The following is a 17061-nucleotide window of genomic DNA, read 5'->3' on the forward strand; positions in this document are numbered from 1 at the left end:
AGTAATGACTTAGAATTTTAGTTCATATATTTTTGATGGTCGGCCAACACCAGTTGCACGTTCTCCAATTTCAGTAAAGTAAGGTAACATTGCTTTTTTAAAGTTTGAATGATCAATATCTTTAAAGTTGACACCTAAAAATTTAGCATAGACTTTTCTTGCCTCACTAATTGTAAAATCTTTTCCTAAAACACGCAAAACTTGAGGCTCGTGATACATTTTATTGCACACACGGTTAAAGGCTTTAATAATAATTTTGGCATGGTCAAAGGCTAGTGAATTCTCTCCAATTGATTCACCAGTATCTAAATTAACACAGATGTTTGCATCAAGATGATTGGTAAGGTATAACAAATTTCCCTCACGTGTTAAATCGAACCAAGATGCTTTTGCCGCTTCATCTCCTGCAACAAGAGGTTCTTCTCCAATAAAAGCTAAATAACTGACTGTAATCACCCATCCACGTGGATCGCGTCCAGGAGTACTAAAGGTGTGAAGTTGTTCTACGTGTTCACGGGTAATTGTGACGTTGGTTTCTTCTTTTGTTTCTCTAATGCAACTGTCTGCCGTTGCTTCTCCAGGAATAACAAATCCTCCAGGAAGAGCCCATGAGTTTTTGAAAGGGTGAGTACTACGTTTTATAAGCAGTACTTTTAAGGCATCTTGTTCTTTATTGTAACAAAATATGACATTATCAACTGTGACAGATGGCATATCTTGTGTCGGGAAATGCTGCTGTTTATACCAATGTAAATATTCTTTTTCACTAACTTGTGTTTCATAGTAGTGCTGTTCTGTTGTTTTTTTGTCGAAAGTCGACATAATCTAATTACCTCTCTTTATATACTTACTAATCTGTTTCTATTTTATCAGATTCAAATCAATTTGAAAGCTATTTACATTGAAATAGGTAAAAAATACATTAAAAAAGTGAGCAGATTACTTTTCTTTTTATAGGGTAGGGGGTATATTAGTTGTGTAAGACGCAAATATCTAGGAGGAATATATGTTTTTATTTAAGAAAGTGCCAAGTATTTCAGCACAAGAATTACAAGAAAAGTTGAAAAAACCGATTGAATTAATAGATGTGAGAAGTCCAGAAGAATTTGCTCAAGGGCATATACCTAAAGCAAAAAATGTTCCATTGGATACGCTTCAACAATATAAACCAAAAGGAAAAACGGTTTATGTGGTTTGTGCATCAGGTCCTAGAAGTAAACGTGCCACACAATACCTAGTTAGTCAAAAATATGATGCCTACAATATTGAAGGTGGCATGATGATGTGGAATGGAACATTGAAAGGGGGGGATAAGTAATATGAGAACAATTATTGTCGGTGGCGTTGCAGGAGGAATGTCCGCAGCAACAAGATTAAGACGTTTAGATGAAGAGATGGACATTGTGATTATTGAAAAAGGACCTTATGTATCATTTGCTAATTGTGGATTGCCATACTATGTTTCTGGTGAAATTAGCAATCGTAAGGATTTATTAGTTCAAACTCCTGAAACATTAAAAGCTAGATTTAATTTGGATGTCAAAGTTAAAACAGAAGTGATTTCAGTTGATGCAGATAAAAAAGAAGTGACACTGTTACATAATGGTCAAGAGGAAGTAATGAGCTATGATAAATTAGTTCTCTCACCAGGAGCTAAACCATTTATCCCACCATTAGACGGCATTAATGACGCAACAAACTTATTTACATTAAGAAATGTCCCTGACGTTGATCAAGTAATGACTTATTTAAACAATCATAAACCTACAAAGGCTGTGGTTATTGGAGCGGGATTTATCGGCTTAGAGATGGCAGAAAATTTAGTTCATCGTGGATTAGACGTGACCATTATTGAGATGGCACCACACGTTTTACCAACAGTTGATGCTGAAATGGCTTCGTTTATTACGAACGAGTTGCGTGATAAAGGGGTGAAAGTTCTAACTAGCCAAGGTGTTGTAGCAATGGAAAATAACGGACAAACGCTTGTATTAAATACTGGTGAAAAAATAGGCACTGATTTAGTCTTGATGTCAGTTGGCGTTCGCCCTGAAAATGGATTAGCTGAATCTGCTGGTATTGAGTTGGGTATGCGTGGGGGTATCTTAGTTAATGATTCTTATGAAACAAATGTTAAAGATATTTATGCAGTAGGTGATGCGATTATCGTTAAAAATCAAATTAATGATGAAGACGCCATGATTGCACTAGCTTCACCTGCCAATCGTCAAGGTCGTCAAGTGGCAGATGTGATTGCTGGTATGCCACGTAAAAATAGAGGCAGTATTGGAACAGCCATTGTTCGAGTATTTGAGCAAACAATAGCGTCAACTGGTTTAACAGAAAAACAAGTAAAAGATTTAGGTTATGAGTATCATGTGGTTCATGTTGATGGAAAAAACCACGCAGGATATTACCCTGGTGCTAGTATGATTTTCTTAAAGTTGATATTTAATCCAACAACAGGTAAAATTTATGGTGCACAGGCTGTTGGAAAAGATGGAGCCGATAAACGTATTGACGTTTTAGCAACAGCTATTAAAGGTGGTTTGACTGTTGAAGATTTACCAGAATTAGAATTAACTTACGCGCCACCATTTGGTTCGGCAAAAGATATTGTGAATATGGTTGGGTATGCCGCATTAAACATTATTGAACATTTAGCCGAAAATATTCAATTAACTGAATTAGAACAAGTGAAAGCATCAGGAGCAATGTTAGTCGATGTCAGAACACCAGAAGAGTTTGCGCAAGGAACGATTGATGGGTTTATTAATATTCCGCTTAATGATATTCGTCAACGTGCAAACGAATTACCAAAAGACAAAGAAATTATTTTAAGCTGTCAAAGTGGACAAAGAAGTTACATCGCACAACGTATGCTTGCACAAATGGGTTATGACGTGAAAAACTTAGATGGATCATATCTGCTGTATAAGGCGATTAATGGAATTTCATAAATAATAAGGAGTGGTCACAATGGAAGACACAAAAAGAAAAGTTAGTAATCGTTTGAAACGTTCGGAAGGACAAATTAGGGGAGTTCTTAAAATGTTAGATGAGGACAAGAGTTGTCGTGACATTGTGGTTCAGCTATCGGCTATCCGCTCAAGTATCGATCGTGCTATTGGTGTAGTTGTAGCAGAAAATTTAATTGATTGCATAGAGGAAGAATCAATCACTCAAGAAGACCGTGATGAAAAAATCAAAGAAGCCATTGATTTAGTGATAAAAAAATAAAAGTTTGAACCAGCTATTTGTCTTGACGGATAGTTGGTTTTTTACTACTTGTTGGATACCTGATAACGTTAGCTGAGAGTTGATGTGGTACATAAAATAAGTTGGATGCCAATGTATACAGTCAGCAATGATATTGCCTTAGTGAAAGATAAAAAACAACCCTATTTTATTACTATCATGACAAGTGGATATGATAATTCATATAGCGAGCAATCCGTTTCAGATTTAGCTGAAATTATTGATAATTATATGTTGCAATTAGATTTATCGAAATAATAGAAAACACATTAAGGTGAGTGGTGTCTTGATGTGTTTTTTTATGTTTATTTAATAAAAATGACTCTTTTTTGACAGTTTTATGTATAATAGCACTAAGGATAGACGATACTATATTTTTAAGGAGATAGTGATGGGAAAAGTAAGAATTAATAACATGCTAGTTTATACTTATAACGGTGTGATGGGAGAAGAAAAAGTACTAGGACAAAAACTAGAATTAGATATAGAATTGACATTACCATTAGAAAAAGCAGGTAAAACAGATGATTTACATCAAACAATTAGTTATGCTGATGTGTACACGGATGTAAAAACAGCTTTGGAATCTAAATCATTTGATTTGATTGAAGCTGTTACTTATTATGTGCTAGATATATTAGGTGAAAAATATGGTGATATGCTTGAACATGCTCTAGTTAGAACGAGAAAATATCATGTCCCAATTGCCGGTTTTTTTGATAATGTCGAAATAGAAATGGAAAGAGATTATTAATATGGAAACCTATTTGGCACTTGGAAGTAATATGGGGGATTCACGTCATTATCTAAAACAAGCAGTGGAACAGTTGAATCAACATAGTGAGATTAGTGTTTTAAGTAAGTCAGATATATATGAAACAGATCCGTATGGTGATGTGCCACAGGATGATTATTTAAATGCTGTCATAAAAATTGAGACAACATTGTCTCCGAATGAGTTATTAAAAACGGTGAATGACATCGAAGCCAATTTAGATAGAGAACGTTTGGTGAGATGGGGACCAAGAACGATAGATATTGACATTGTGTTAATGGGAGAGTTAGAAATTGAAACACCTGATTTAATCATTCCACATAAAGAAATCACGAAACGCTCTTTTGTGTTGATTCCTTTAAAAGATGTTTACACTAAAGAAATGCTTAAAGGAAAATCACTTGATGAATGGATAGAGTTATCAGGAAATGCTGGTGAGGTCAGACAGACAAATGAAAGTTGGGATTAGGATGGAACAAGACAAACAATGGCAGATTGAAGAAGCAGTAAAGACGATTTTGACAGCGATTGGAGAAGACGTTGATCGCGATGGATTGAAAGAAACACCAAAACGTGTAGCAAAAATGTATGCAGAAGTCTTTTCTTCCGTACGAGAAAAGGAATTTACTAATTACAAAGTCTTTCCAAGTTTGAATGAAGATGACATGGTCTTGGTTAAAGATATTGAGTTTTATTCAATGTGTGAGCACCATTTACTTCCCTTTTTTGGAAAAGCACACGTTGCCTATATTCCAAGTGATCATAAAGTATTGGGTCTAAGTAAAGTGGCTCGAATGGTTGAATTTTGTGCGAAACGACCAAATGTTCAAGAAGATTTAACAATCCAAATTGCCAATTTAATCAATGAAAAAGTTAGAACAAAAGGCGTTGCCGTATCGATTGAAGCAGAACACATGTGTATGGCAATGCGTGGCGTAAAAGCTCGCGGTAGTGTGACGAAAACATTCCATTATCAAGGTGTTTTTAAAGAAGATAAGGATGTTAAAGACGATTTTTTACGAGCGTTAGATTAGTCATGCAGTTAATTTTAGCTAGTAATAATAAAAATAAAATACGCGAATTACAACTGGCATTTCCAAGTGAAACGATAGAATCCTATACAACATATAGTGAACCAATCGACATCGTGGAAAACGGTAAAACCTATGTAGAAAATGCGTTGATTAAAGCTAAGGAAATTGCGATGATTATTCAAAAACCTGTCATAGGAGATGATGGGGGATTAGAATTGTGTGCGTTTCCTGATAAGTTGGGGATTCATACAGCACGTTTTTTTGAAAAGGGATTAACAGACAGGCAAATGAATGAGCAATTATTGAATTTATTAGAATACGAGAGTGACAGACGATTTAAATTGCACGCTTGTTTAGTTTTATATAACCTTGAAGATAAACCAATCATTGTCGAAAAAGTATTAACAGGACGGGTATCAGAGACCATCTGTGAAGGTGGCGGATATGGGTTTGATTCGATTTTAATTCCAACTGGATATACTCAGACTCTTTCGTTACTCAATATGGAGCAACGTGATGAACTTAGCCCAAGAAATCAGGCGTTTAATGAATTAATACGGAGGCGTTAACATGTTTAAAGATAAACCAATTATGGGCATATTAAATGTGACACCAGATTCTTTTTCAGATGGTGGTGACTATACAGATGCTGAAATAGCCGTGGAACATGCAAAAGAGATGATTGCTGAGGGTGTTGATATTATCGACATTGGTGGACAATCGACTCGACCAGGTTATATGGAGATTAGTTTTGATGAAGAGATGAAACGTGTGATACCTGTCATTCAGGCTATTCGCACGTTTAGCGACGTTCCAATCTCAATTGATACCTATTTCCCAGAAGTAGCAAAAGCAGCAATCGAAGCTGGAGCAAATATTGTCAATGATATTAAAGGGATGGATATGGATGGTATGGCAGAAGTAGTGGTGTCCTATAATGTACCAGTCATTATCATGCATTCACGCCCTAGACAAGAAGGGGTATCCATTTTTGATGACTTAGCTCAGTTTTATCAAGAAAAAATGGAACAATGCCAATCATATAATATTCCAAAAGAAAACATTTGTTTTGATCCAGGGATTGGATTTCATAAATCAATGGAAGATAATGAACTCATTTTATCTTACCCAGAAAAATGTCGTTATGAGGATTATCCATTACTTTACGGGGTATCCAGAAAACGGACAATCGCCCATTTAATTAATGAAGATAAACCAAAAGAACGAGATTTTGGAACAGTAGCAGCTTCTCTTTTCTCATTGGAAAAAGGAGTAGAGGTGGTTAGAGTCCATAATGTCAAAGGAATGAGTGATGCGTTAACGGTTTGGAATAAATTAAAACGATAAACAAAAAAGACAAATCTATGATAATGATAGATTTGTCTTTTATTTAGTGGTTGAAATATCATAATAAGAAAGTGTTTGCTTCATGTTATCAATTAAATATTTTTGGATATATTTTGGTGAAATTACTTTAACATGGGCACCTTGTTCTAATAACCACATTTTAACACCATAACCATTATTAGCAGGTATTTCAATACGGTGACTCCCATCTTTATTGACTTGTTTTATGACAGAATGGGGGAATCTATCTAGAACATAAGCAGGCTCGTAATAAAAGTCGATAATTAACGTAATTGGATCACCAAAAAAAGGAAGGGCGGTTTGATTTCTTAAAATACCTCCTTGAAAACGATTTGCGTATTCAACTGGTTTATGCTCATTTAGAACGTTTATTTGTTTCATATTATTAATACGAAATTTATTTAATGCTTCAAAATCAGTATCATCTTTTGCGGTATGTTTAGCAGAAACCATGAAAAAATAAAGATCAGAAAAGTAAATATCCATAGGTACTCGTGTGAAAATTTTTGTTTCACCATTTTTAGTATAAGAAAATTTGACTTTTTGTTGATTTAACATGGCTTTTAATAATAAGGTTAGGGATGGATAAATAGTTGATTCTGGAACGCCTTCATAATAAAATCGTTCATTAGCCAATAATTTATCCATGGTGTGCTTATTTTCAACGTTATTAAATAATTTACAGTAGATCGTTTTTAAGTCATTTTCGTGAAACCCCCTGCTAGCAAATAATACTTTAAAAACCATAAACAGTTCTTGATCCGTCATATAAGATCTCTCTTTAAAAGCAGTTAGTTGATAGAAGCCACGTTTTTTACGATCTAATTCTCCAATTTGTCTAAAAGGTGACAATTTCGATGCTGGTAAACTAGTATTTATTGTATGTAATAACTCATCTATGATGGCCATATCTCGTTGAATAGTGCTCCCATTTTTTTGAAATTCTGCCATCAAATCAGCTTTAGATAGCCTATTTCCTTGTAGGAGTCGAATAAAAATTATTAAGATTCTTTCCTGACTAGACATATAACTCTTCACCTCACCAGTTAATTTTTCTTATATATTTTTTTAACGGAGCTAGGTTGATTAAATATGTAATGAGTAAACATGAAATGACTTTATCACCAACTAAATCAATAAAAGTACTAAAGTACACAGATGAAAAATAAGTAAAACCTGAGTGATTAAACATGATAAAAAATAAATCACTAACAGATTTTTGCATTCCTTTAAATCCACCATACAAAAGAATTCGAATAGGCGTGCTAAAAAGAGCACCCACAATAGCAATAATAATTCCAGCTAGGATAGCTTTTTTATAAGAATGAATAAATGATTTGAAACAGTGTGAAACGATTGCAATGGATAGACTAACTAACATAAAAGGTAAGGCCAGTGGTCCATGGATGACAGATAATAAACAGTGAGTACTAACAGCGGTGAGTAGACCATATTTTAATTTGAAATGTGTTGAAATAAAAATTGTTCCAATGGAATCTAGAAATAAAAAAGGAACCCCTGAAAAGGTGATAATAGAACCTAGTACCGTATTTGCAGCAATAGCTATTGTTAAGTAAGCTATTTGTTTTGTTGAACGTTGTGTGCTAATCATTTTCAATTCTCCTTTATTATGTCATTATATTATATAACATAATAATAAACATATAATGAACTATATATTTATTTATCATATATTGTTGGCGTTGTAAATACTAAACAGTTGTTTAAAACTCATAAAACATCATTTTTTATAAAAAAAGATAGTATAATGTGTCTATATCTAATATTTATCTTCTTTTTTTAGAATTGTTTTAGAAAATTATTTGACTTAATGTGTCAAATAACTTAATATACTATTAATATTTATTAGAATTTTTCTTATGTTTGTTTTTTTATAAATAAAAAAACAATAAAATAACTATTTTGATAAAAAATGGATAAAAAAACCGTATATTATTAAATATAAAAAATAAAAAAGTTTGATAAAAAACGACTGGAGGTATTTGGATGATATCATTTGCGAATGATTATCTTGAGGGAGCTCATGAAAAAGTATTACAACGTTTAATAGAAACAAATATGGAACAGGAATACGGTTATGGCTCTGACTCCTTCACAAAACAAGCAATTGAAAATATAAAAGAAGTGATAGAGTGTCAAGATGCCTCCGTTCATTTTTTAGTTGGTGGAACACAGACAAACCAAATAGTGATTGATGCATTGTTGAATAAGTTTGAGGGTGTTATAGCACCTGAGACTGGTCATATTAATGTAAGAGAAGCTGGTGCCATTGAATATAGTGGTCATAAGGTATTGACGTTACCATCAGTAAATGGAAAGATATCTGCTCATTCTGTTAAAGAGTATCTAGAAGTCTTTAATGCAGATGAGACTAAAGAACATATGGTTTTACCTGGTATGGTCTATATTTCTTTTCCAACAGAATATGGGACTCTTTATACATATGAAGAGTTAGAAGATTTATCAAGAGTTTGTCATGACAACCAGTTGCCATTATTCATTGATGGGGCACGACTAGGATATGGTTTGGTTAGTGAAGAATCAGAGGTAACAATTCAAGATATCGCTCGATTTTCGGATGTGTTTTATATCGGTGGAACAAAAATTGGTGCGTTATGTGGTGAAGCAGTTGTGTTTACTAAAAATAATGAACCAAAACACTTTATTTCTACTGTAAAACAACATGGTGCACTACTTGCAAAAGGACGATTATTAGGGGTTCAGTTTTTGGAACTATTTACAAATAATTTATATTTTGATATTAGTCAACATGCTGTTGCTATGTCTTTAAAAATAAAGCAAGCTTTTTTAGACAGAGGTTACGAGTTATTTTTTGATTCTCCTACGAATCAACAATTTATTATTATGACAAATGATCAAGTAGACAAATTAAAACAGCATGTGTCTTTTGCAATATGGGAAAAATATGATAATGATCGTATGGTTGTTAGATTTGCAACAAGTTGGGGCACATTAGAAAAAAATGTAGATGAGTTAATAAGTTACTTATAAATAAAAATTGTGAGGTGATTAAGATCACCTCACAATTTTTATTTAGTGGAAACCTATCTGAAAATGTCAGCAGAATATAATTATTCAAAATCAGCTGCAAGACATACACCTGAAGGTCGAGATTATGTTGACTATTTTTTGTTTGAGTCAAAGATAGGGTATTGTGATAATTATTCAACCGTTATGAATGTCATGTTAAGAAGTATTGGTATTCCAACTCGCTGGGTGAAAGGATTTAGTCAAGGAGCGATAAGAGAAAAAATACAAGAAGAAACCATTTATAATATTCGAAATTCAGATGCGCATTCTTGGGTAGAAGTGTATTTTGAAGGAAGTGATTGGGTTCCCTTTGAACCAACGCCAAGCTTTACAAGAACTCAGGCTACAGTGGATAATAACACTATAGAAGAGACTGCACCTACGCCTTCTTCTAGTGAGAAAAATGCTGACAGTAAACCAATTGCCTACTAGTCAGTCTAGAGAAGAAAAATTAGAAAATAATGATTTAAATAATAAAGAAACCACCTGGATGAGATTAACAACTTTTTTTGATAATAACCAACGTATTTTGATGCTTATTATAAAGATTATTTTATTAATTGTCGTAATAATTGGCTTGGTACTGTTCTGGAAATATAGATATGTTATTAGTTTGTGGATGGTCATAAAAATATTACATTGGCCCTTTACTAAAGTGTATTCATTGTTATTAAGACAGATGACTCTTATATTAAAGAGAGAAGAAAGTATTTCTCTAAGTCAGTATGCCAAAAATGTGACTACTAATATACCTAAAATAAGAAATAAATTTAGTCAATTAACAAAGCAATATGAAACAATTGTTTATGGGCAAGAAAAAGATACGCGGCTGGATTCATTTGAAATGAAGGAAGTATTGAGGATATCAAAACAATTAGTGAAAGAAAAAAGAACACCTAGCTAAAATCTAGGTGTTCAGGAAAATCAGGAACAAATTGACTAGGTGATATTTCTGTGGTGTTTTCTGTTAAGGAAACTTCTTGAAATTGACAAGAATCAATCCAAACCTGGCCTTCGCCTAGTAATAAAATACCAATATTGATAATATCTGCTTGGGTAGGGACGTCAAGTACGCATGAATAAAAATTCCAGTCAGTAGTATTGGTAATTAATCGATCTTTCATATTGTCAAAAGCAAGCATATCATAATATTTTGAATCCACTCTTACCCACAGACCAGCTGAACCTGTAAGTAATTCTGTTTTTAAAAAGGCAGAAAATTTTACACGTTTTCCAATAAACGATTGGGCCTTAAATTGTTGCATGATAGTCCCAAACTCTTCTTCTTCGAAATTATCTACTATAGAAAACAATTTAGCTGACTGTGGATTAATATGTAAAACAGAATTGTCAATGGTCATATCGTATTTTTCACTAGCTGAACCTGATTTAAACCAACCATTAATATTAGATGATTGTTGTGACATAAAAATCTCTCCTTTACGTGTTATGATTTGATTAAGTGTGCGATACTTTTTTGGTGGTAATTGAAATGTTTTTTTAAAAGCACGTGTAAAACTTTCTTGTGACTGAAATTTTGATTGATAGGCTATCTCTAAAATAGGTAGATTGGTGTATTTTAAGAGCATAGAAGCTTGTATTAAACGTTGTTGTTGGATATAGTCATACAGAGATAGCCCTGTTTCTTTTTTAAATAACCGATGAAAATGATAACTTGAGTACCCAATGTAGTCAGAAATTATAGTAAGTGTTAAGTCTTTATTTAAGTGTTGTTGAATATAGGAAATCGCTCGTTTGATGTAGTGGGAGTAATTTATTAAGATGACCTCCTTTTCTAGTAAAAGTGTATCATAGGTAAATGAAAAAAATTTGACCAATCTTGCTAAAAGTGTGATGGGAGTGAAGTATATGGAAAAATCACAAAATAGCCTTTGAAGATTTGAAGTGAAAAGTTGTTTATGCTACCCATCATAAGGATAATAGTAGCTCAGGGAAAGTTACGCAAAAAATTGGGATGAAACCATGGGGAAAAGATTATTATTTTCACTTTAAAGAAGAACCTTTAGTGGAGAGTGTCAAATACGGGATGACGTATGAAGAATATATTAACATGAGTCATCCTAAAAAATAGTTTGACAAAAAAGCATTTACTAATGAGTAAATGCTACTATCTACTGTTTAACTTTACATGTAGTTGTTCTATTTAAAACATACATAATAATAAACCATATGATACCAATGATTTGGATCATACCACCAATTTTAAAAACCATTTGACTGTATGACGTATTATTAAATAATGTCATAATGATTAGTGAAGTAGCAATTAATATTTTTGATGGTAAACTTTTTTTACAATGACATCCCATTAAAAAATCTCCTTAAATTTATATACTACAAAGGGTATCATATTTTAAGGTATAATAACAATTATATTGATTAATTAGCTTAAAGATAAAGGAAGAATAGTATGACCAAAAAGAAGATTACAATAAAAGATGTAGCAAAACAATCAGGAGTATCCATCACGACAGTGTCTCAAATTTTAAATGGAAAGTATCGTCAATTTCATCCTGATACGGTGAAAAAAGTTTTTAAAGCAAGAGATGATCTGGGGTATGCGCCAGATTATTTTGCTAGACGAATGGTGATGAAAAAAAGCCAGACAATTGGAATTATTGTACCAGATATCACCAATCCTTTTTTCGCTACTTTAGTAAAAGGAATAGAAGAGGTGTTATTTAAATCTGATTTTATGACTATTCTATGTAATGTCGATACAGATGATGAGAAGGGCATTAAAGCATTGGAAGCGTTAAACCACCGAGGAGTAGATGGTCTGATTGTCGCAAGTTCTGGGGTATCTATGGGTGAACTAGTTAAACAAGAAGCTTTAAAAAATATCCCAGTTATTGAGCTAGATAGGCAATCAACGAGTCAGATAAAAGATTCTATAAAGACAGATGATTATTTAGGTGGGAAATTGGTAGCTAATCTTTTAAATGATTTGGAGCACCGTATTGTTGCTGTACTATTTCCAGAATCATCTAGCCAAAATATTTTAAAACGATTAGAAGGATTTTCAGCTAATTTTTTGGGCGATGTTATTTATTTTGCGACGGATTTAACAAAATCAAGTGGAAAAAAACGAGTATCAGATATTTTACTTACGGAGGCAACGGCTATTTTTGCGGCAAATGATGAAATAGCCTTTGGTGTCTATGCGGGATTAAGTGATTGTGGCAAAAAAATACCAGATGATTATAGCGTAGTAGGTTATGATGATATAGAAATGAGTTCGTATATTTCTCCGTCATTGACAACAGTGTCACAGCCTATTTTTGAACTTGGTCAAAAGACAGCCAATACATTAATTCAACGTATAGAGCATCCTGAAATGGATGAGACTGAAATAGTTTTACCCGTTCAGTTAATTCAAAGATTATCGGTAGCACACACTTGAAAACTATTTCAAAGTGTGCTATATTTTTTTCGAAGACAAAATTAAAACGTTTTACTAAAACGTTTTAATAAGAAAAAATAGGAGGAACTTATAATGAATCATGTTACTGTTATTGGAAGTATTAATCTAGATACAACGTTAAGAGTTAAAGAAATGCCTAAACCTGGTGAAACCATTCATGCGATTGAACATTTTACTGCAGGTGGTGGTAAAGGAGCCAATCAAGGAGTAGCTAGTAAACGATCTGGAGCTAACACTAGTTTTATTGGTGCCATTGGTAATGATGCAGCAGGCAAAGTCATGTTTGAATTGCTTGAAGGTGAAGAAATAAATGTATCAGGTATTAAAACAATTGATAATGAATCAACAGGTCAAGCATTTATAACGGTTGACGAATCTGGCGAAAATAGTATTATGATTTATGCAGGTGCAAATAATCATGTTACTGAAAATTTAGTGGAAGATTACAAACAAGTAATTGAGACAAGCGATTTTTTAATTGCACAGTTTGAAAGTGCTATCAGTGGGACATTCAGAGCTTTTCAACTGGCAAAAGAAGCAGGAGTTAAAACGATTTTAAATCCAGCACCAGCAGTCAAAAATATTTCTGACGAACTTCTTAAGTTAACAGATATCATTATTCCAAATGAAACAGAAACAGAATTAATTACTGGAATCTCTTTAGATGATGACCAATCAATTGAATTAGCTGCAAAAAAATTACAAGAACTAGGTGTTGAGTTAGTAATTATCACGTTAGGAAGTCGTGGTGCCTACTATAATTTTGGCGATCAATCAGGTTTTGTGTCAGCTTATAAGGTAAAAGCAGTTGATACAACAGCAGCAGGGGATACTTTTATAGGAGCTTTTGCTAGTCGATTAGAAAAAGATTTTTCTAATATTGAAGAAGCCATTGATTATGGAAATAAAGCATCATCCCTAACCGTGCAACGCTATGGAGCACAGCCATCAATACCTTTTGAAAATGAAATAAAGGAGATAAAATAATGAAAAAGTCAGCAGTTATTAATAGTGATATATCAAGAGTTATTTCGAAAATGGGTCATTTCGATTTATTAAGTATTGGAGATGCTGGTATGCCAGTCCCATTTGGAACAGAAAAAATTGATTTAGCTGTTACAAATGGTATCCCTAGTTTTCTTGACGTTTTGGATAATGTATTAGAAGAATTAGAAGTTCAAAAGATTTATTTGGCAGAGGAGATAAAAGAGGCTAATCCAAGTATTTTAAAACGTATTGAAGAACGTTTTACTGACACGCCGATTGAATTTATCCCACATAGTAACATGAAACAAAAATTGAACGAGACACATGCGTTTATTCGAACTGGTGAAATGACACCTTATGCGAATATCTTACTTGAAAGTGGCGTAACATTTTAATTAGAAATTTTACCAGGAGGATTTTGTAAATATGACAGCTTTACTAATAGGGTTAGGACCATTACTAGGTTGGGGATTATACCCAACTATTGCATCAAAAATTGGTGGCAAACCAGTTAATCAAATTGTTGGATCAACGCTTGGAACATTAATTTTTGCCATCATTTTATTTTTTGCTAATGATTTAACATTGCCAACTGGCATGGATTTAACATTAGGTATCGTATCAGGGATTGGTTGGGCAAGTGCACAAATTTTAACATTTAAATCATTTGAATTAGTTGGTTCATCAAGAGCGATGCCTATCACAACAGCATTTCAATTAATTGTTGCTTCTTTATGGGGAGTGGTTCATTTAGGAAACTGGCCAACAATAACGGATAAATTGATAGGTGCTTTAGCTCTTGTATTAATTATCATTGGTGCAAGGTTTACAGTGTGGTCTGAAAAAAAAGACAGTGCTAATTCTAGTAACATTAAGAAAGCTGTGATTATTTTAGCAGTTGGTGAAATTGGTTATTGGTTATACTCAGCAGCACCGCAAGAAACAAGCATTACAGGAATGAATGCATTCTTACCACAAGCCATTGGAATGGTGATTGTGGCGGTTGTTTATAGTTTAGTTATCGCTATAAAAGAAAAAGAAAATGCATTGACTCAAGTAGTATCTTATAAACAAATTATTTCAGGATTTTTCTTTGCTTTTGCAGCTTTAACATATTTAATATCAGCTCAACCTAGTATGAATGGATTAGCAACAGGATTCATATTATCCCAAACATCTGTTGTATTAGCGACTTTAACAGGTATTTGGTTCTTAGGACAAAAGAAAACATCAAAAGAGATGAAAATAACCATTGTTGGGCTTATCCTTATTTTATTAGCGGCAACATTAACAGTTATTGTATAATTAGTTTCAAGGCCTTCTTCGTGAAGGCCTTTTTTCATGTTTATCAGTTAACATTCATTAAGACTTTGGGATGATTCGTTTTCTAATAAGGTTAGATAGATGATTAGAGGTGGAAATATGAGAGATAGTAAAAAGGAAAAAGTTTTATTTATAGGATATATCATTAGTTTAATTTGGGTATTATTATTTAAGTTTTCATTATCATTTGATGACTTAATGATTCAATTCAATAATCAGTCATAGTTAACCAAAGAACAGATTTATCAGAAATCATTAACAAGGTCATTATTTTCATCCCTTTTGGTGGACTGTTAGGAATTAATAATAAAAAAGAATGCTTATTTTTTATTCTCACTTGGAATAGAAGTGTTACCAATTATTTTTGGTTTAGGAGCGACAGATATTACTGACATGATAACTAATACATTAGGAGGAATTACTGGTCTTTTAATATAAAATTAGGATTTAAAGAAAATACATTGAGAGAGATTAAAAATTTTGATATTGAAATTTTAACACCATTTAATGAATACTGCCTTAGCTTTGAACATGAAAAAAAATTCTATTTTTATATTAAAAGTAAAGAAAATATTTTAGATAAAATTAGTGATAATGAAGAGCTTTCTCTTAAAAATTTCAACTCTCTTATTGAAAAAAATTTCTTTGGGCTTTTAAATAGTTAACCTAATAATTAGTTGTTTTATCATTAGGTAAACATAAATGACGTTATGTCGTGCTGTAGACTTACCATGTATTACAGACGACAACATTATGACTCTGAAAAGGTCTACCTCAAAATTAAAAAAGAAATCTTATTTGTAGGGTTTCTTTTTTATGAAGATAGTGAAATATTAAAAATAGTTTTAGTAGAAAAAGTTATTGAACCAACTCGTGTATAGAAGAAGGCTTTGAGAAAACTATTCTTATTTATAAAGATTAATGAATAGTTAGTTGTCAACTATCCGATAATGAGTTTTTTCTGACAAAAAGAATGGGTATGACTTTCAACACATCACTCATATAGCAACAAAACATGTAACTTTGCTATAATAAAATAAAATAGATACAATAGAGGAGTATTAGTGATGGATTCGATGGATATTATAAGTAACTTGAAAAATCAAACAATCAATTATGATAGTGTGTTGTTAAAGTTAATTCAAACATGGCAAAAAGAGGAAACACGTCCAACGATATTGCTACACAGTTGTTGTGCACCATGCAGTACCTACACATTAGAGTTTTTAACGGATTACGCAGATGTCACGATATACTTTGCCAACTCCAATATTTATCCTGAGAGTGAATATAAAAGGCGAGCGATGGTTCAACAGGAGTTTGTAGAAACATTTAATCGTGAGTATCATAAAGAAGTGGCGTTTATCGAAGCTGATTACGAACCAAATGAATTCATTAAAATAATGACTAAACAGGGATTAACATCTGAGCCAGAAGGTGGAAAAAGGTGTACGAGTTGTTTTCAGATGAGATTAGACCTAGTGGCTGAAGAAGCGCAAAAAAGAGGATTTGATTATTTCGGTAGTGCCTTAACGATTTCTCCAAAGAAAAATGCTCAACTGATTAATGAAATTGGATTAGACATTCAAAAGATTTATGACGTCAATTATTTGCCAAGTGATTTTAAAAAAAGAGGTGGCTATCAAAGATCAATTGAATTATGTAGAGAATACGATGTTTATCGTCAATGTTATTGTGGGTGTGTTTTTGCTGCTAAACAGCAAGGGATAGATTTAAAAAACATCAATAAAGAAGCAAAGCAGTATTTAAAAGAAGCTGAATTATAAAAAGCATTTCTC

At 32.8% G+C, this 17061-nt stretch carries 25 protein-coding genes and 1 pseudogene; 20 read left to right on the forward strand and 6 right to left on the reverse strand.

The genetic code is table 11. The annotated features are described in order from the left end of the window. Positions 1 to 9: 9 nt before the first annotated feature. Positions 10 to 822, reverse strand: a complete 813-nt coding sequence (locus AC37UB_RS00205) for an NUDIX domain-containing protein (protein WP_117974035.1) — start codon at positions 820 to 822, stop codon at positions 10 to 12. Positions 823 to 1006: 184 nt separating this feature from the next. Between AC37UB_RS00205 and AC37UB_RS00210 the strand changes: the two genes are divergently transcribed. From AC37UB_RS00210 to folP, 9 genes are all read left to right on the forward strand, one after another. Further along, a complete protein-coding gene (locus tag AC37UB_RS00210) occupies positions 1007 to 1318 on the forward strand; it encodes a rhodanese-like domain-containing protein (RefSeq protein WP_490685126.1) in 312 nt (103 codons plus the stop codon). Between the two features lies 1 nt (position 1319). After that, positions 1320 to 2960 carry an FAD-dependent oxidoreductase gene (locus AC37UB_RS00215; protein WP_241699624.1) on the forward strand — a complete coding sequence of 547 codons (1641 nt, stop codon included), beginning with the start codon at positions 1320 to 1322 and terminating at the stop codon, positions 2958 to 2960. Positions 2961 to 2979: 19 nt separating this feature from the next. Further along, complete coding sequence (locus AC37UB_RS00220) at positions 2980 to 3240, forward strand: metal-sensitive transcriptional regulator (protein ID WP_071456657.1); 261 nt, start codon at positions 2980 to 2982, stop codon at positions 3238 to 3240. A gap of 84 nt (positions 3241 to 3324) precedes the next feature. Beyond that, entirely contained in the window at positions 3325 to 3516 is a 192-nt protein-coding gene (locus AC37UB_RS00225; protein WP_147340788.1) for a hypothetical protein, read from the forward strand. Between the two features lie 133 nt (positions 3517 to 3649). Beyond that, positions 3650 to 4012 (forward strand): dihydroneopterin aldolase, encoded by a 363-nt coding sequence (gene folB / locus AC37UB_RS00230; protein WP_117974041.1) that lies wholly within the window; start codon positions 3650 to 3652, stop codon positions 4010 to 4012. 1 nt (position 4013) lies between these two features. Continuing rightward, positions 4014 to 4502: a 2-amino-4-hydroxy-6-hydroxymethyldihydropteridine diphosphokinase gene (gene folK, locus AC37UB_RS00235; RefSeq protein WP_117974043.1), complete on the forward strand. Its 489-nt coding sequence runs from the start codon at positions 4014 to 4016 to the stop codon at positions 4500 to 4502. 1 nt (position 4503) lies between these two features. Continuing rightward, a complete protein-coding gene (gene folE, locus AC37UB_RS00240; protein WP_117974091.1) occupies positions 4504 to 5067 on the forward strand; it encodes a GTP cyclohydrolase I FolE in 564 nt (187 codons plus the stop codon). Between the two features lie 2 nt (positions 5068 to 5069). Beyond that, on the forward strand, positions 5070 to 5636 hold the full coding sequence (locus AC37UB_RS00245; protein ID WP_117974045.1) for a non-canonical purine NTP pyrophosphatase: 567 nt from the start codon (positions 5070 to 5072) through the stop codon (positions 5634 to 5636). A gap of 1 nt (position 5637) precedes the next feature. After that, a complete protein-coding gene (gene folP, locus AC37UB_RS00250) occupies positions 5638 to 6414 on the forward strand; it encodes a dihydropteroate synthase (RefSeq protein ID WP_490685127.1) in 777 nt (258 codons plus the stop codon). 39 nt (positions 6415 to 6453) lie between these two features. Here the strand turns inward: folP and AC37UB_RS00255 are convergent, their stop codons facing one another. Then, positions 6454 to 7461 (reverse strand): helix-turn-helix transcriptional regulator, encoded by a 1008-nt coding sequence (locus tag AC37UB_RS00255; protein WP_490685128.1) that lies wholly within the window; start codon positions 7459 to 7461, stop codon positions 6454 to 6456. Positions 7462 to 7474: 13 nt separating this feature from the next. Further along, complete coding sequence (locus AC37UB_RS00260; RefSeq protein WP_117974049.1) at positions 7475 to 8047, reverse strand: hypothetical protein; 573 nt, start codon at positions 8045 to 8047, stop codon at positions 7475 to 7477. A 395-nt stretch (positions 8048 to 8442) separates the two neighbouring features. Here AC37UB_RS00260 and AC37UB_RS00265 point away from each other — a divergent pair, with 395 nt between their 5' ends. From AC37UB_RS00265 to AC37UB_RS00275, 3 genes are read left to right on the forward strand one after another with little or no spacing between them, the layout of a single operon-like run. Then, entirely contained in the window at positions 8443 to 9468 is a 1026-nt protein-coding gene (locus AC37UB_RS00265) for a threonine aldolase family protein (protein WP_490685129.1), read from the forward strand. A gap of 45 nt (positions 9469 to 9513) precedes the next feature. Further along, complete coding sequence (locus AC37UB_RS00270) at positions 9514 to 9939, forward strand: transglutaminase-like domain-containing protein (protein ID WP_490685130.1); 426 nt, start codon at positions 9514 to 9516, stop codon at positions 9937 to 9939. After that, positions 9911 to 10411 (forward strand): hypothetical protein, encoded by a 501-nt coding sequence (locus AC37UB_RS00275; protein WP_490685131.1) that lies wholly within the window; start codon positions 9911 to 9913, stop codon positions 10409 to 10411. Before AC37UB_RS00270 ends, AC37UB_RS00275 begins: the two co-directional genes overlap by 29 nt. Here AC37UB_RS00275 and AC37UB_RS00280 read toward each other — a convergent pair. From AC37UB_RS00280 to AC37UB_RS00290, 3 genes and pseudogenes are all read right to left on the reverse strand, one after another. Beyond that, positions 10404 to 10934: a hypothetical protein gene (locus tag AC37UB_RS00280; RefSeq protein ID WP_490685379.1), complete on the reverse strand. Its 531-nt coding sequence runs from the start codon at positions 10932 to 10934 to the stop codon at positions 10404 to 10406. The two genes, AC37UB_RS00275 and AC37UB_RS00280, sit on opposite strands and share 8 nt — an antisense overlap. Before the next feature lie 48 nt (positions 10935 to 10982). After that, a pseudogene (locus tag AC37UB_RS00285) lies at positions 10983 to 11345 on the reverse strand (helix-turn-helix domain-containing protein); the annotation flags it as partial. Positions 11346 to 11639: 294 nt separating this feature from the next. Further along, on the reverse strand, positions 11640 to 11837 hold the full coding sequence (locus tag AC37UB_RS00290; RefSeq protein ID WP_117974055.1) for a hypothetical protein: 198 nt from the start codon (positions 11835 to 11837) through the stop codon (positions 11640 to 11642). Positions 11838 to 11938: 101 nt separating this feature from the next. Here AC37UB_RS00290 and rbsR point away from each other — a divergent pair, with 101 nt between their 5' ends. The 8 genes from rbsR (at position 11939) to AC37UB_RS00330 (ending at position 17049) form a co-directional block, all read left to right on the forward strand. Continuing rightward, a complete protein-coding gene (gene rbsR / locus AC37UB_RS00295; protein WP_117974057.1) occupies positions 11939 to 12931 on the forward strand; it encodes a ribose utilization transcriptional repressor RbsR in 993 nt (330 codons plus the stop codon). A gap of 93 nt (positions 12932 to 13024) precedes the next feature. Further along, positions 13025 to 13939, forward strand: a complete 915-nt coding sequence (gene rbsK / locus AC37UB_RS00300) for a ribokinase (RefSeq protein WP_117974059.1) — start codon at positions 13025 to 13027, stop codon at positions 13937 to 13939. Further along, a complete protein-coding gene (gene rbsD / locus AC37UB_RS00305) occupies positions 13939 to 14334 on the forward strand; it encodes a D-ribose pyranase (protein WP_117974061.1) in 396 nt (131 codons plus the stop codon). Before rbsK ends, rbsD begins: the two co-directional genes overlap by 1 nt. A 31-nt stretch (positions 14335 to 14365) precedes the next feature. Then, complete coding sequence (rbsU, locus tag AC37UB_RS00310) at positions 14366 to 15244, forward strand: ribose/proton symporter RbsU (protein ID WP_117974063.1); 879 nt, start codon at positions 14366 to 14368, stop codon at positions 15242 to 15244. 117 nt (positions 15245 to 15361) lie between these two features. Next, complete coding sequence (locus tag AC37UB_RS00315) at positions 15362 to 15487, forward strand: hypothetical protein (RefSeq protein ID WP_255424334.1); 126 nt, start codon at positions 15362 to 15364, stop codon at positions 15485 to 15487. An 81-nt stretch (positions 15488 to 15568) separates the two neighbouring features. Beyond that, a complete protein-coding gene (locus AC37UB_RS00320) occupies positions 15569 to 15700 on the forward strand; it encodes a VanZ family protein (protein ID WP_370448246.1) in 132 nt (43 codons plus the stop codon). A 23-nt stretch (positions 15701 to 15723) separates the two neighbouring features. Beyond that, positions 15724 to 15927 carry a hypothetical protein gene (locus AC37UB_RS00325; protein WP_117974067.1) on the forward strand — a complete coding sequence of 68 codons (204 nt, stop codon included), beginning with the start codon at positions 15724 to 15726 and terminating at the stop codon, positions 15925 to 15927. A 402-nt stretch (positions 15928 to 16329) separates the two neighbouring features. Beyond that, the gene (locus AC37UB_RS00330; protein WP_241699618.1) at positions 16330 to 17049 is read left to right on the forward strand and encodes an epoxyqueuosine reductase QueH; all 720 of its coding nucleotides are present in this window, start codon (positions 16330 to 16332) and stop codon (positions 17047 to 17049) included. Positions 17050 to 17061 lie beyond the last annotated feature (12 nt).

It is taken from the genome of Vagococcus changpingensis (assembly GCF_058211775.1).

Excerpts from the sequence above, each read along its gene's own strand:
- AC37UB_RS00205 (WP_117974035.1), bottom strand. The coding sequence starts at position 822 with ATGTCGACTTTCGACAAAAAAACAACAGAACAGCACTACTATGAAACA.
- AC37UB_RS00210 (WP_490685126.1), top strand. The coding sequence starts at position 1,007 with ATGTTTTTATTTAAGAAAGTGCCAAGTATTTCAGCACAAGAATTACAA.
- AC37UB_RS00215 (WP_241699624.1), top strand. The coding sequence starts at position 1,320 with ATGAGAACAATTATTGTCGGTGGCGTTGCAGGAGGAATGTCCGCAGCA.
- AC37UB_RS00220 (WP_071456657.1), top strand. The coding sequence starts at position 2,980 with ATGGAAGACACAAAAAGAAAAGTTAGTAATCGTTTGAAACGTTCGGAA.
- folB (WP_117974041.1), top strand. The coding sequence starts at position 3,650 with ATGGGAAAAGTAAGAATTAATAACATGCTAGTTTATACTTATAACGGT.
- folK (WP_117974043.1), top strand. The coding sequence starts at position 4,014 with ATGGAAACCTATTTGGCACTTGGAAGTAATATGGGGGATTCACGTCAT.
- folE (WP_117974091.1), top strand. The coding sequence starts at position 4,504 with ATGGAACAAGACAAACAATGGCAGATTGAAGAAGCAGTAAAGACGATT.
- AC37UB_RS00245 (WP_117974045.1), top strand. The coding sequence starts at position 5,070 with ATGCAGTTAATTTTAGCTAGTAATAATAAAAATAAAATACGCGAATTA.
- folP (WP_490685127.1), top strand. The coding sequence starts at position 5,638 with ATGTTTAAAGATAAACCAATTATGGGCATATTAAATGTGACACCAGAT.
- AC37UB_RS00255 (WP_490685128.1), bottom strand. The coding sequence starts at position 7,461 with ATGTCTAGTCAGGAAAGAATCTTAATAATTTTTATTCGACTCCTACAA.
- AC37UB_RS00260 (WP_117974049.1), bottom strand. The coding sequence starts at position 8,047 with ATGATTAGCACACAACGTTCAACAAAACAAATAGCTTACTTAACAATA.
- AC37UB_RS00265 (WP_490685129.1), top strand. The coding sequence starts at position 8,443 with ATGATATCATTTGCGAATGATTATCTTGAGGGAGCTCATGAAAAAGTA.
- AC37UB_RS00275 (WP_490685131.1), top strand. The coding sequence starts at position 9,911 with ATGCTGACAGTAAACCAATTGCCTACTAGTCAGTCTAGAGAAGAAAAA.
- AC37UB_RS00280 (WP_490685379.1), bottom strand. The coding sequence starts at position 10,934 with ATGTCACAACAATCATCTAATATTAATGGTTGGTTTAAATCAGGTTCA.
- AC37UB_RS00290 (WP_117974055.1), bottom strand. The coding sequence starts at position 11,837 with ATGGGATGTCATTGTAAAAAAAGTTTACCATCAAAAATATTAATTGCT.
- rbsR (WP_117974057.1), top strand. The coding sequence starts at position 11,939 with ATGACCAAAAAGAAGATTACAATAAAAGATGTAGCAAAACAATCAGGA.
- rbsK (WP_117974059.1), top strand. The coding sequence starts at position 13,025 with ATGAATCATGTTACTGTTATTGGAAGTATTAATCTAGATACAACGTTA.
- rbsD (WP_117974061.1), top strand. The coding sequence starts at position 13,939 with ATGAAAAAGTCAGCAGTTATTAATAGTGATATATCAAGAGTTATTTCG.
- rbsU (WP_117974063.1), top strand. The coding sequence starts at position 14,366 with ATGACAGCTTTACTAATAGGGTTAGGACCATTACTAGGTTGGGGATTA.
- AC37UB_RS00315 (WP_255424334.1), top strand. The coding sequence starts at position 15,362 with ATGAGAGATAGTAAAAAGGAAAAAGTTTTATTTATAGGATATATCATT.
- AC37UB_RS00330 (WP_241699618.1), top strand. The coding sequence starts at position 16,330 with ATGGATTCGATGGATATTATAAGTAACTTGAAAAATCAAACAATCAAT.